The 15,048-nt window shown below is 37.2% G+C and carries 7 protein-coding genes; 3 read left to right on the top strand and 4 right to left on the bottom strand.

The genetic code is table 11. From position 1 onward, the window contains the following. Positions 1 to 27 precede the first annotated feature (27 nt). Together K350_RS0116380 and K350_RS0116375 are read left to right on the top strand one after the other, a co-directional pair. Positions 28 to 3,216, top strand: a complete 3,189-nt coding sequence (locus tag K350_RS0116380) for an efflux RND transporter permease subunit (RefSeq protein ID WP_028980835.1) — start codon at positions 28 to 30, stop codon at positions 3,214 to 3,216. Beyond that, positions 3,203 to 4,627, top strand: coding sequence for a TolC family protein (locus tag K350_RS0116375; RefSeq protein WP_028980834.1), 1,425 nt, complete (start codon positions 3,203 to 3,205; stop codon positions 4,625 to 4,627). The genes K350_RS0116380 and K350_RS0116375 overlap by 14 nt, the downstream gene beginning before the upstream one ends. Positions 4,628 to 5,194: 567 nt before the next feature. Here K350_RS0116375 and K350_RS0116365 read toward each other — a convergent pair. Beyond that, on the bottom strand, positions 5,195 to 5,512 hold the full coding sequence (locus K350_RS0116365) for a hypothetical protein (RefSeq protein WP_051313214.1): 318 nt from the start codon (positions 5,510 to 5,512) through the stop codon (positions 5,195 to 5,197). A 381-nt stretch (positions 5,513 to 5,893) separates the two neighbouring features. Here K350_RS0116365 and K350_RS0116360 point away from each other — a divergent pair, with 381 nt between their 5' ends. Next, positions 5,894 to 8,122, top strand: a complete 2,229-nt coding sequence (locus K350_RS0116360; RefSeq protein WP_028980831.1) for a pectinesterase family protein — start codon at positions 5,894 to 5,896, stop codon at positions 8,120 to 8,122. Between the two features lie 123 nt (positions 8,123 to 8,245). Here K350_RS0116360 and K350_RS0116355 read toward each other — a convergent pair whose 3' ends face one another. The 3 genes from K350_RS0116355 to K350_RS0116345 all read right to left on the bottom strand — a co-directional run bounded on the left by K350_RS0116355 (position 8,246) and on the right by K350_RS0116345 (position 14,688). Further along, entirely contained in the window at positions 8,246 to 8,863 is a 618-nt protein-coding gene (locus K350_RS0116355) for an outer membrane beta-barrel protein (RefSeq protein ID WP_037576067.1), read from the bottom strand. Between the two features lie 343 nt (positions 8,864 to 9,206). Then, the gene (locus tag K350_RS31385; protein WP_051313213.1) at positions 9,207 to 13,484 is read right to left on the bottom strand and encodes an ATP-binding protein; all 4,278 of its coding nucleotides are present in this window, start codon (positions 13,482 to 13,484) and stop codon (positions 9,207 to 9,209) included. Between the two features lie 535 nt (positions 13,485 to 14,019). After that, positions 14,020 to 14,688, bottom strand: a complete 669-nt coding sequence (locus tag K350_RS0116345) for a helix-turn-helix domain-containing protein (protein ID WP_051313212.1) — start codon at positions 14,686 to 14,688, stop codon at positions 14,020 to 14,022. Positions 14,689 to 15,048: the final 360 nt, after the last annotated feature.

Genomic DNA, 15,048 nt, shown 5'->3' with positions numbered 1-15,048 from the left:
TTTTGCTTCATAAAAATCTATATACTTATGTTAGAGAAATTTATAAAAAGGCCAGTTCTGGCTACGGTGATCTCCATAATACTAGTATTGCTTGGAGGTATATCGCTGCTGTCTTTGCCGGTGACACAGTTCCCGGATATAGCTCCACCGAGCGTGCAGGTGCAGGCCGTTTATCCTGGTGCAAATGCAGAAGTTGTGGCACGATCAGTGGCCACTCCAATAGAAGAATCGGTCAATGGTGTCGAGGGGATGACCTATATGACATCCAATTCCAATAATGACGGTACAATGGCACTTACTGTTTATTTCAAACTAGGTACTGATCCTGATGTGGCAGCGGTAAACGTTCAGAATCGGGTGGCCAAGGCTGTCAGTCAGCTACCTCAAGAGGTTGTGCAAGCAGGAGTTTCCACACAGAAGCAGCAGAATAGTATGATCATGGTTGTCAATCTGATGAGTAAGGAAGAAACTTATGATGAGACTTTTTTACAGAATTATGCCAAGATCAATATAATCCCTGCAATACAACGGATTCCGGGAGTAGGACAGGCAATAGTGTTCGGTTCAAAAGATTATTCTATGAGAATCTGGTTGAAGCCGGATAGGCTGGCGGCCTATAACCTAACACCTCAGGAGGTAATCGCCTCCATTCAAGAACAGAATCTGGAAGCAGCGCCAGGCAAGTTCGGAGAAAGCAGCAAGGAATCATTTGAATTTACGATCAAGTATAAAGGAAAGCTGAATAAAAATGAACAGTTTGAAAATATTATCCTGCGAGCTGGTAATGATGGCTCTACAATCAGAGTGAAAGACGTGGCAAGGGTGGAGTTTGGTTCTTTTGCCTATAACAGTAACACCACTTTAAATGGAATGAATGCTATTGGCATTGCGATATTCCAGACCTCAGGATCAAATGCCAATGAGATACAGATTGCTATCAATGACCTTGTAAAAGAATCGGCAAAATCATTTCCTAAAGGAGTAGCACATACAATTATCTATAGTACAAAAGAATATCTTGATGAATCGATCAGTCAGGTGAAAGAGACACTCGTTGAAGCTTTCATTCTTGTATTTATTGTTGTATTTATTTTCCTTCAGGATTTTAGATCCACGCTGATCCCTGCTATAGCAGTGCCTGTGGCGATTGTAGGAACATTTTTCTTTATGCAGCTTTTCGGATTTACTATTAATCAGCTTACTCTATTCGCCCTGGTGCTGGCAATCGGTATCGTAGTGGATGACGCAATTGTTGTTGTAGAAGCGGTTCATGCAAGAATGGGTAAATCCAAGATATCACCGAGAAATGCCACTATTCAATCTATGAGAGAAATCTCTGCACCTATCATTTCCATTACGCTTGTCATGTCTGCAGTATTTATTCCTGTTGGCTTTATGCAGGGACCGGCAGGAGTGTTTTACAGGCAGTTTGCATTTACACTGGCTATTGCTATCCTGATATCTGCAGTAAATGCACTTACCCTCAGTCCGGCATTATGTGCGCTGATTCTTAAAAATCATGAGGATCATTCGGGTAAGAGAAAAAGTCTTTGGCAGAAATTCGCTAATGCATTCAATGCAGGTTTTGATACCATGACGCATAAATATGTACGCTCATTGCATTTCTTACTGCGTCATAAGGCGGTAGCTGTAACAGGATTGCTTCTGATATCAACAGTTACATTTTATATGATCAGAAAAGCGCCAACAGGTTTTATTCCATCAGAGGATCAGGGTTTTATTGTGTATTCACTAAGCACACCTCCTGGAACCTCTATGCAGCGAACACAAAAGGCTGTAGATAAATTAGTAAATATTGTAAAAAACACGGAAGCTATAAGTCATTATGTAGGTATCTCGGGTTTAAATATTCTTACCAATTCAACAAGTCCCAGATATGCTTTGGGTTTTGTAAGACTTAAACCGTATAAGGAACGTGGGAAGATCAAAGATCTGAATGCTATCATGCAGGAGCTAAACGGACGTATTTCTTCTATAAATGAAGCGACTATCTTTTTATTTGTACTGCCTACCGTGCCAGGTTTTGGAAATGTAAATGGTTTTGAAATGACCTTGCAGGACCGATCCGGAGGAAAACTGGATAAACTGAGTCAGACAACTAATGAATTTTTGGGGGAGTTGATGCAGCGTCCTGAAATTGCTTATGCGTTTACTACCTTCAACACCAGTAATCCTCAATATATATTGGATATAGATGAAGTAAAGAGCAAGCAACTCGGTGTCTCTGTTAAAGACATTCTGCAAACCATGCAGGTATATTATGGCAGCACCTATGCTTCGGACTTTAACCGTTTTGGGAAATTCTACAGGGTAATTGTACAAGCAGATGCACCCGACAGAGCCACACCTTCCACACTTGACAGGGTATATGTGAAGAATATAAAAGGAGAGTTGGTTCCATTAACAACTGTTGCATCACTGAACCGCGTTTATGGACCAGAAACAGTTACACGCAATAACCTTTACAATGCGGCAATAATCAATGGGGTTCCAAAGCCAGGTTATACTTCCGGAGATGCAATCAAGGCCGTGGAGGAAGTAGCACAAAAATCCCTTCCAAGGGGGTATTCTTATGAATGGACAGGCATGACAAGAGAAGAAATAGCTTCTGGTGGACAATCTACTATTATATTTATACTAAGCCTTTTGTTTGTATACTTCCTTCTGGCTGCTCAGTTCGAAAGTTATATTCTACCTCTTTCTGTGATTTTAACTATTCCTCTTGGAATCTTTGGAGTATTTGCCTTTACTGGCCTTTTCGGCATAGACAATAACATATATGTGCAGGTTGGACTGATTATGCTGATCGGATTACTTGCCAAAAATGCTATTCTGATTGTAGAATATGCATTGCAAAGACGTCAGGCTGGCATGGTATTGTGGAAGGCAGCAGTGGAAGCCTCCAGATTGAGGTTAAGACCGATCCTGATGACTTCTTTTGCTTTTATCGTTGGACTTATCCCTCTAATGTTAGCAACAGGATCTTCGGCTCAGGGGAATCATTCTATTAGTATAGGTGCTGCAGGAGGTATGTTAACCGGAGTGGTATTCGGGGTATTTTTAATCCCGGTGCTATTTGTAATTTTTCAATCCCTTCAGGAAAAGATTAGGCCATTAAAATCTGATGAAATAGATTTTGAGCCTGAAGTGAAGGAAACACATATTCAAAAAGAAATTACTCATGAAATCATATAATTCAATTAATGTTCTGCTCTCGCTCTTATTACTGATGGTTGCAGTATCGTGTCGAACTGCAAAAGATTATCAGAAATTGCCAGTAGCGTTGCCAAATTCATTTTCAGACACAACCAATAATACTGATGTTGATTCAGGCATAAGTGGCATATCCTGGAAAGCTTTTTATAATAATGAAGAACTTGTTCAGCTTATAGATACTGCTTTGGCCCTTAACTACGATCTGAATGTGGCTTATCGCCGTGTGGAAGAAGCAGAGGCTTATGCCAAACAGGCAAGGTTAAACTGGCTGCCTTCCATCAATGCGAATGTTTCCGCCTCTACTTTAAATCCTTCTGAGAATAGTCTTACAGGACTAAGTTTGAAGAATTTTCTGGGAAGGGAACATATTGAGGATTATAATGCAAGCGTGGGGTTGTCCTGGGAAGTAGACATCTGGGGTAAGATAAGAAAGCAGAAGAAAGCAGCACTTGCAAATTACTTATACACTAAAGAGGCAAGCAGAGCTATTCAAACCAGGCTGGTCTCAGAAGTGGCCAGGAGTTTTTACAGATTGTTGATGTTGGATGAACAGCTTAAAGTATCCATTGCTAATAAACAGTTGAGCGATACGCTAGTTCAAATGATGCAGTTACAAAAACAAGCTGGATTGATTACAGAATTGGGTGTGCAGCAAACAACTTTTCAGAATCAGACTTTTGCATTATTGATTTCAGAGTTAAAGCAAAAGATTTCGGTTGAAGAAAATTATCAGGCGATCTTATTAGGGAAATTACCAGGAGCAATAACAAGGTCTGCAAAGCTTATTGATCAGGTTGTTTCTGATACTTTAAGTGCGGGTGTTCCGGTTAAAGTTCTGAGTAATCGTCCGGAAGTAAAAGCCAGTGAACAGAATCTTGAAGCTGCTAATTTTAGGGTTGGAATGGCAAGGGCAAATCTATACCCTTCACTTTTGATTAATGCATCAGGAGGATTGAATGCATTTGAGGCAAGTAAATGGCTTGTAGCACCTGCTTCATTATTTGGGACTGTAGCAGGAGGTCTTACGCAGCCAATATTCCAGAGAAGACTTTTGAAAACTAATCTGGAAGTTGCAATAATTCGAAGAAAGGAAGCAGAGCTTCAATTCAGACAAACAGTTGTTCAGGCATTTGGTGAAGTGCGCAATGCATTGGTTTCATTGGATCGACTAAATGAGCGAGAGCAGATTGTGAGAGCACAGGTAGATCTTCAGTTGAATGCAGTACAAAATGCAAAGTACCTTTTTGCTGGAGGACTGGCTAATTACCTTGAAGTAATAACAGCACAAAGTAATTTGATACAGACTGAACTAACAAGTGCAGACATAAAGTATCAGCAGTTGATTGCCAAGGTGGAGTTATACAGGGCTTTAGGAGGGGGATGGAAGTGATTTTAATGAGATTTGTAAAAACAATAAAGGCCAGTTTATCTGGCCTTTATTTATGTATTAAGTTTATATTATAAAGCGAATATTAGTAAAGAGAGTTGATAAAATCTCATTTAGGGTAGTTGATTATTAAATCTGCCAAAACATAGATAAAGTATATCAAAATAAAAAAAGAACTCCAGATTATACCTTTTGCAATATCAGAGATATTGGTTTTGTATATTTTAAATTTAGGCTTAATATTTATTCCTATAATAATAACTATAACAATGATTAAAATGTCAAGATAAAAGTACTCTGGTATTGAAAGAATGAATCCGAATAGCATGATATAAACTGCCAGACTACTAACAAAAGCTATTATTGTATTATATTTCTTAAATTTACTTATATCCATAAACATACCTTAGTGTGCTATAATAGTTGATATACAACCAATATAACTGACTATAGCAAAATTTAAAAAATAAAATTGAAGTTAAATTTGATAAATATATAGGAGAGTGAATACTTATATAAGAAATGAAAGCCTGTATGAGGAGGTAATAAAGTCCAATGCTATGGACTAAATTACCTCCTCATATTGCCTTTAATTTTTCCTTTGTTATCCCAGTGGCTCTTTATGATTTTTGTTTCGTCTCTTTCTTTTATTCTCCTCACATAACACTCCCCAGCAATATTGCCATCCTCTCTTCTTGAGCCAATAAATAAAGTAACAGGTTCTCCGTATTCATTCGTAAAAAAGGTTATATCGTTCCCACGGAATACGTCATCAATCCTGGATGAAACAGCATATCGTTTATTTAGCTTGGCTTCAAGATCTTTACCAATACCTTTACTGAATTTTTCATTTTTTAATAAATGAGTTTCATCTTTCCAGTCTTTCATATCTTTCTCTTTTGATTTATAACAAAAGTAGAAGGCTTTTCCTTCTTTAGGATTCAGATTTTTCTTACATAAGAGTAAAATTAAAGAAATCAGATGTAGGACGCAGATATAGCATCTTGAAGGAATAAAATTGGAAAATTAACCATCTGATTTTGATTTTTAGGACTATGTAATTCCTTTTGTATTCGGTTTAAATCTTAAAATACATTAATACCTGATTCAGACATTTATGGTAAAGTTCAGGTTATGGTATAAATTCAGCATGTTCCTTTAAAGCAACACTTACAAATCATTTCAGATTTTTATAAAAAAATGTTACTTCTCGACATTGCTCTGGGTATTCTACTTGAAAATACTATTGTAACTAGCAAAGGTCTATAAATGAAACAGTTGAGAAACAAAGAATACCTCCAGTCCTGGATGTTAAAAATAGTTCTAACCTTGGGACTTATCATTAATGTCGCATTTAGAATCAATGCACAAACATTGGTTCCTGTCGATAATGCGATAAATGTGAGCAATGATATGCAGTTTAAGCTTACCTTTTCGTCAACACCAACCTTGCAAAGCTCAGGTAAGATAAGCCTGTATAAATCAAATGGAACTTTAGAAGAAACTATTGACCTTTCCAAGATGCCTTCGGGGACGCCTATGTCTGCAACATGGCCTTGGACAGAGACACTCAATGGAACAACCATAAGAGTTATTCCAGTCACAGTAGATAGCAAATCGGTCTATATCCGTTTTTCAATAGGAGCTATGGATTTTAGTACAGGTTATTATATAACAGTCGATAAATCTATTTTCTCAAATGCATCCAGTCTTGGATTCAATGGCATTACTGCAAACAACTGGAGTTTTACAACCAGATCCAAACCTGCTGCAGATTTGGAATACACAGTTTCAGCTGATGGTACAGGTGACTTTGCCACTCTTCAGGGAGCTTTTGATTTTCTGCCTGCTGGTAATACAAATGCAAAAATATTAGTGAAAAACGGTATATATGTCGGACTTGCATACATAAAAGGTAAGAACAAATATACTATAGAGGGGGAGAGCAAAACAGGAGTAATCATCAAAGGCTATAACAACTCAAATTTAAATGCAAGTACTCATTGGAGATCAGTTGTTAATATTCAAGGTGATGATATCAATCTGATAAGCCTTACTTTTATCAATACTACTCCAAATGGCGGAACCCAGGCAGAAGCTTTGAAAGCAAGCGGAGCAAGAATGGTCATTGCAAATTGCGAGTTTTACAGTTATCAGGATACTGTTTTGCTGGATGGAAAAGTTTATGTAAAAGACTGTATGCTAGAAGGAGATGTAGATTTTATATGGGGAACAGGAGCAGTGTTTTTCCAGTCTTGTGAGATCAGAGCCAATGATAATGGTGGCTATAATGTTATGGCAAGAAACAGTAACACCGTTCATGGCTATGCGTTTGCAGATTGTAAGCTTACACGTACCTCTTCAGCTACAACCACACATTATTTAGGAAGAGATGCGGGAGCCAGTTATCTATATGCCGAAATCGTATATCTCAACTGTACTCTGGGGCCACATATTCCAACTGTTGGATGGAGCATAAACAGCTCTTTAGATGCTTCCAATATAATTTTCGCAGAATACAAAAGTGTAAATGAATCAGGAGCATTGATAAACACTTCAGGACGAAATTCTAAATCAAAGCAGCTTAGCGCAAGTCAGGCAACTCAATATAGAGACTTGAACTGGTTTTTTAACGGATGGGTTCCCGCAGTGCCAGCTTATGGTGTGATAGATTGTGCCGGAGTTATCGGAGGTTCAGCCTTTAAGGATGACTGTGGTACTTGTGTTGGTGGTACTACAGGTAAAACTGCTTGTGCTAAAGATTGCAATGGAGTAGCAAACGGAACTGCAACGCTCGATAATTGCGGTCGCTGTATAGGAGGAACAACAGGCAAAACATCTTGCTCATCAGTAGGAGAAGCAGAAGATGAAGCCTGTAGTTTTGATGGAGTTCTTGAAACCAAAAATGCAGGATTCAAAGGGACAGCCTATCTTAATATTGACAATGCAATTGGAACAAAGATTGTATTTTCTATTAGTGCCGCTTCATCTGGAAATAAAACGATCAGCTTCAGATACTCTAATGGTGGTACAACTGAAAGACCAGCAACGATTAAAGTGGATGGTGTGGCCTTATCTTCTACATTAAGTTTTCCAAGCACAGGTGAATTTACAACCTATAAGGCTGTTGATCTTACTTTAAATTTAAGCTCAGGTTCTCACTTTATCGAACTTGCTTCTGCAACAACTGATGGTTTAGCAAACATTGATCAGATAGGATATGTAAGTGCAGATTTAAGTAATGGTTCCTGTGAAGAAGTAGTCACAGATATAGCTGAAGAAAGTAAAACACAAACGATAGTTATATATCCTAATCCAAGTCAGAACAGCTTTTATATAAAAATGCCAGCTCCTTTAAACATAGAAATTACAGATGCTGATGGGAAGTTATTGAAAACATATGTCAATGTTTCAGAGCTTGAATTTGGAAACGACTTAAAGCCTGGATTGTATTTTGCTAAAGTTCAAAGCAAAGTATATAAGGTTGTGAAGTATTGATATCTATGAAAGGTTACTAGAAATCATATCTATCTCAGGCAAAATATCCAGTAAGATAGGCTATAAAAAAATAAATCCGGAAACTATCATTTCCGGATTTATTGTAAAGGTTAATAAGGTTGATTAAAATTTAAAGGACAATCCTCCGCCTGCTAGTGGGCCACCACCAACACCTACAAGGACATTGAGACCGATATGATCAGTAAAGAAATATCTCATACCAAATTCAGCACGGAATGCTAGCGGAGATGCATTTTTAATTGAAAGCTCAGGGATGTTTGGATTATCTGTTGTTTCTTTAAACTTGCGGTTAGCATATCCTACGCCAAATGAAAAGTATGGATCAAATCTTTTAGAATTTCCCATGTGGATATTAAATGTTGGCATAATTCTCAATCTTGAATAAGATGCCTCGTAACTGTAAGTTGTACCTCCATCTACAGACTTTCCTTCAACTCCGGTCATAGCGTAATTAGCATGGATACTAATACCAATTTTTGCACCTACCAGATATTCAAACTTAAGTCCTACAGGTCCTAAAGATTTATACTTTAAGTCTGCAAAATTACCTAAAGCCTGATCTGCTTTGTAAAATGTTTTTACAACTCCGGTATATAAATTAGGGCCTCCATAATACGCGTCCACAATTACATTACCTTTTTCATAAACTTGTGCCTTAGCTAGCTGGCTAACGAATAAAGAACAAATAAAAATTAAAGAATAGATGTTAATTTTAATCATAAATTTTACTGGTTTATTTGTGTCTTCATATACGACCCTGACTTATATGGGTTTTATAAATCTGATTTTCAGGCTTATTTCTGCATGTGTTTTATAAAATGTAGTATATCATGCCTGTAAATAATATTAAATGTAAAAGCTGAATTTAAAGAAGCGCATTTGTAGGAAGATGGGTAGTATTAAAAGGAATTTAAGTAGTTATTATACGCCTATATGCAATTACCAGTTCTTTCTATACTAGTAAGACTTTATATATGATTTTTTTTTATTTGTTCATTTAACGATTCTGTCAATTTGTCGTGACTATAGGACATAGTCGGGGAGAAGGAATGATCAATATTTATTATTGGGGTATGGGCAAGTATACTCTGAATGTGGTACCTATACCTTCTTTACTTTCTACTTCAACTTTGCCTCCTGCATTATCTATAATTCTTTTTACAATATACAAGCCTACTCCAGAACCTTCTACATGGTCGTGGAAGCGTTTGAACATGGTAAACAATTTATTAATATTTGATTCACCTATACCCATTCCATTGTCCTTCACTGTTAATATGTTCAATTTATCTTTATATTCAATATTGACAAATACTTCAGAACAACGGTCCGGATGACGATACTTAACCGCATTGCTTATAAGATTGTAAACTATACTTTGAAAGTTCTTCCTCGAAAATTTGATTTGGCTGACACTGGAGTCGTCAATCTTTACCACAGCACCGGATGCTTTTATCTGATCCTGAATAATAAATTTTACTTCTTCAATTACCTCTCTGCAATTTATTTCTTCTGCAATTTCCTGTGTTTGTTTCTGTACTTTGCTTATTTCAGTAAGATCTAGAATGGTTGCTTTAAATCGCTGGATGGATGTATTAATTAAGCTCAGAATATAATTAAACTCTTTATTTGCCCTTGCCTCTTCATCTATATTTTCTAACATAGACTCGACTAAACCTTCTATATTGGAAATAGGTGCTTTAAGATCATGAGAAGCAGTATAGATAAAATTGTCAAGGTCGTTATTAATACTAATCAGTTCCTTGTTTTTTTCAGCCAGGGAATTTTCTGCATTTTTAATATCAGTGATATCGCGAGTAGTTCCTGCCACCGCTTCCACCTCTCCGTATTCGTTCATGACGGGAACAAATATATAATCGTAATCTCTCTTTCCCAGTGTTGCATGGGGAAATGAAACCACGCCTCGTATGGGTTTTTTGGTGGCCACAATCTGGTCTATTTCCTTTTCATGCATTTCTGCATGCCAGGGTTCATAGCCGTTTTCAAGTAAGGTTTTGCCAATGGAATTTTCAAATGTACTTCCCCACATTCTGAGTAAAGCCTCATTTGCATAAGTAAATCTGTAATTAAGATCAAATACATAAATAAGATCCAGGGTGTTTCCTGTAATTGTCTCATAAAGCCGTTTCTGCCTGTCAGATTCATCTTTTGAAGCCTGCAATCTTTCCTCTGCACGCTTGCGCTCAATGGCAATGGTTATTGTTCTTAAAGCAAACTCTACATTCTTTTTATCTGCGTAATCAGGGACATGGGGCTTTTTGTAATATATTGCAAAAGTACCGAGTACTTTATCACCAGAAAGAATTGGTGTTGACCAGCATGCTCTTAATCCATGCTTTAGTGCCAGGCCTTTAAACTTCTTCCAGAGAGGGTCAGCAGCAATATCTTGTACAATAACTTCTTTTTTAAGGAAAGCAGCTGTTCCGCACAAACCAACAGATTCACTTATGTAAATCCCATCAATCGCATCGCTGTACTCTTCAGGCAAACTTGGGGCAGCGCCGAGCCATAATCGTTTTTCATCATCATCTAAAAGAAGAACAGAACCTATCATTTCATGGTCTGACCACTTTTCGACACTCAATAAGAGCTGGCTAAGTGATTCGGAAAGTGGATGCCCTTTTGTTATCATTTCGAGCACCTTGTTTTGCTCTTCTACCTGCTTTCTTGATTTTACCTGTTCTGTTACTTCATCTGCATAAACAAGAATACCATAAATGCTCCCTTTTACATCGACCATTGGTTGGTATATAAAATTAACAAATGCTTCATCTAACTGTCCATCATTGTTGCGGTCTAATTTTACATATGCTTCATTACCTGAATATGATTTACCGGACTCGTATACATCATCTAAAATGTCATAAAAACCCTGTCCCGCTAATTCTGGCAATGCTTCACGAATGGGCTTTCCGATTATATTGCGGTTTTGGCCCACTAACTGCATGTACCTTGGATTCGCCAATTCAAAGGTATGCTCAGGCCCCTTTAGCACTGCTATAATAGCCGGAGCCTGCATGAAAAGATCGTAGAGCTTCTGTCTTTCGGTGTTTACCGCTTCCTTTGCTTCCTTCCTGAGATCAGCCATTTCCAGATGGGTTTGAACTCTTGCAAACAATTCTTTTGAGCTGAATGGTTTGATCAGATAGTCGTCCGCACCTGCTTTTATACCTTCGATGGTTGCTTCTTCATTGGCTCTTGCAGAGATCAGGATAACAGGTAAAGTGCTGGTTTGGCTAACCGACCTTAATTGTTTTACCAGTCCTATTCCGTCCAGATTAGGCATCATGACGTCTGAAAGAACAAGAGAGGGATTTTCTGTTTTTATTGCGTTTAGCGCTGCTTCTCCGTCACCTGCTTCAATAACTTCATAATGATCTCTCAGCAACCTGGAAATGTATTCTCTCATATCCGGATTATCATCTGCTACGAGGATTCTTTCTGTTTTCTTATCGGATGAAATTACACCGAGAGGGGTTGAAACGGAGTATTCTGAAGTGTTACTATTTAAGCTATACCATTCTTCCTCTAGATTGGGCAAAGCATTCAGTGTTATTGTTTTTTTAGCATCAAGACTGGCGATACGGTCTTCCGGAAGGTGCGCTTTACCCATTGGAATGGATACTATAAAGGTTGTGCCTTTGTCAGTTTTGCTTTCTACTCTTATACTTCCATAATGTATTTTAACAAGTTCATATACCATAGCTAATCCGATACCTGATCCTTCATGAGTTCTTCCTTTGGCATTTTCTATTCTGTGAAATCTTGAGAATAGCTTGGGGAGCTCGGATTCTGATATACCTGTACCGGTATCTTTTACTCTTAATTCAATTTGCTGATCTACCTGCTCCAGATACACCCCTATGGATCCCTTGAAGGTAAACTTATATGCATTGGAGATGAGATTGAATAATATCCTTTCCCACATGGTATGATCAACATACACTGGTTCGGAAATTTTTCCGGCACTGACCGTGAATGTCAGACCGGCACTTTCTACAACGGATTGGAATGAACTGCTTAGTTCACTGGTAAACCTAGCGAGATCGGTTTCGCGGAATACAGCCTGAACCCTTCCTGCTTCAAGCCGTGAAAAATCCAGAAGGGTATTTACCAGTTTCAGCAGCCTGAGACTATTCCTGTGTATAATATTAAGCTGTTCTTTGTCATCCTGATTAACAAAGGAATTGTTCGAAATCAGTTCCTTTACAGGCCCCAGGATTAAGGTTAAAGGAGTTCTGAATTCATGACTTATATTGCTGAAAAAAACAGTCTTAGACTTGTCTATTTCTGCCAAAGCTTCAGCTCTTCTGCGTTCCTCTTCCAGTGCTCTTATATTGCCGAGAGCTGTAGAGAGCTGACCGGTTACGAGCCCCAGAAAATTTGTATATTCTTCGTTCGCTATAAGCCTCGAGCTTATTCCTGATATAAGAAATCCTGCGAGTTGATCTTGTCCGGATTTCAGCAGGGGCAGGATCATTGCTTTTGTGGGACATTCATCCCATGGACCTTGAGGAATGTAACTAAATTCAGTTAAATCCTCTATAAGTAAATTTTGATGGGAACTTAATATCTCTGAAAATCTCCAGATATCCTGGTCTACTGATTGAAGATCTATTTTTAAAGGTGAATAATCCTGCCCACTTTCTGCCCCTATAGCTTCTTTTAAAATTACATGCTTTTGCTCTTTGTCGAAAAGATAAATTAGTGCGAAGGGAATATCGTTAGGATTTCTTTTAAGTATTTCTGAAGAGTAATTTAAAACCTCTTTTTCTGTTTTAACTTTGGTGAAAGCATTGGAGAGGTCATGCAAGGTGGTAAGCCTTCGTTGGCTTATTACTTTTTTGGTTTCTTCACTTACCGCGCAAAAGAAGCCTCCGATATCTCCATTGTCATCCGGTAATGGGCTATAGGAGAACGTATGGTATGTTTCTTCTTTGAATCCATGCCTTTCCAAAATAAGGAGTAGATTTTCATAATACAGAGAGTCTCCGCTATTCATAACTCTGTCCCACATCGGCCCTACGACATCCCAAACTTCTTTCCAGATGATTTTAGCAGATTTACCTAAAGATTCAGGATGTTTCACTCCAAGAGTGGGAGCGTATGCTTCATTGTAGAATTTGAGATATTCCTGGCCCCAGCCCAGCCACATCTGGTATTTCGAGCCAAGCATGAGTTTCAGATAGGATTTTAAACTGGCAGACCATTGCTCTATAGGTCCCAAAGAGGTTTGTTCCCAGTCTTTAGAAGCTATTAACGCTCCCATTTCTCCTAATCTTGAAAATTCATCGAAAGGCTTATTAACTTTTTTCTCCATCACTCCAACATATTTACTTTCTTATCCAATTAGTTAACTGATTGATTAGTCAAAAAGTCATTTCTTGATTATCAGTAAAATAACAAACAAAACGTGTGTAGATCTTTATTGTTAAGTTACTTTATACATCTACAATTTCTGAATTTTAAAGGAATAACAAAATGTTCGGAGGATTTAACACTATAATCCGGATTATTTTCAAAAAAATGATCATGGATTGTAAATGATGTATGCTTTATAATCTGGAGTTTATAGACTTTTTTTGAGGGAAGAAAAATGCCATGACTTAACAGGTCATGCTGTGGGAATATATTTTATACATCTTGAATCAGGTGATAGGAAGATGGTAGGCAAAGTCGTTATTCAATAGTATTAATTTGATTTAATTAATTTTTTTTTTCATTCGTAAAAAGAAGAGGCTGTCCGTCAATTGGGGGATAGCCTCTTTTTTTATATTGATTGATTTTGTTGCCTTATTAATAAACAGCTTGCAGGAGTGAATAGCTGCAATAAGTATTTTAAACTGTATCATTTTTTATATCAGATTATAAGCCTGTGCAAACTGTACCAGTTCATAGTTGTTTGTCACATTTAACTTTGTTCGGATGTTTCTTCTGTGTGTATTTACAGTTGTTTCTGATATATGTAAGGTATCCGCTATTTGATCTGAATTCTGTCCTAGGGCCATGCCTTTTAGAATTTCTTTTTCTCTCTTTGTAAGAGAGGAGAAAACATTAGAATTCTTTTTAAGGAATATATTCTGTTCTAATAATCGATTTACTTTAGACGTAATATGATGTTCCGGATCCACAGGAACAGAGGTTGTGATTAAATGACTAGTTCTTCCATTTGCATCCTTCATGAAAATTTTAGTTGTACTTAAATACAATTTATAATCTTCCTGAGGAGAAGAACGAACCTGTTGGAAGTAGGTAACTACTTCTTTTTCATCTCCTTTTTCCATCATGGCAACTATTTTTGAAGAATAATCATCATTAAAGTCTTTTGCAAAGTAACGATCATAATATTCGTTGCCTGGAAGGTCAAATAAATCTTCTTTAGTAGTTCTTAAAATAGATAATCCCCAAGGAGACATGTATTTAACAACCAAATTTTCAAGTTGATGAATAATGATGACGGCTGGTATCTCTTGGGCAACTATATCAATGCTTCTGATCTTTTCTTCAAGTGTTTGTGGTTTCACGTTGATTAGATATTATCTTAATATAACTTTAGAAGGAAATATATATCAATTATTGGTGTCCATAATATGCTTAATTATCAATAGGTATTTATTATTAAGCGGTTAATCGGAATGAAGTATTATTTTGCCAATCTGGTTAGATTGTTATTAAAGGTTATTGAAATCGCTCAAGCTATTGATTTACAGATGTCATTATTCCCTCTACCAATAATAATTATTAAATTCAATAATTCTTACGCAAATAGCTTGTCTTAGTTTTGGGATATACTTTTGCCATTATCATGTCTGGTAGCGATCCCAATAAAGTTCTACGTTCTAAGTATTAAGTTTTAAGAAAATGACTGGTGGTTTTTGAGCTGG

This window comes from Sporocytophaga myxococcoides DSM 11118 (assembly GCF_000426725.1).
Lineage (GTDB): Bacteria > Bacteroidota > Bacteroidia > Cytophagales > Cytophagaceae > Sporocytophaga > Sporocytophaga myxococcoides.
Note: the sequence above shows the minus strand (reverse complement) of the source record. Positions and strands in the feature narration are given on the sequence as shown.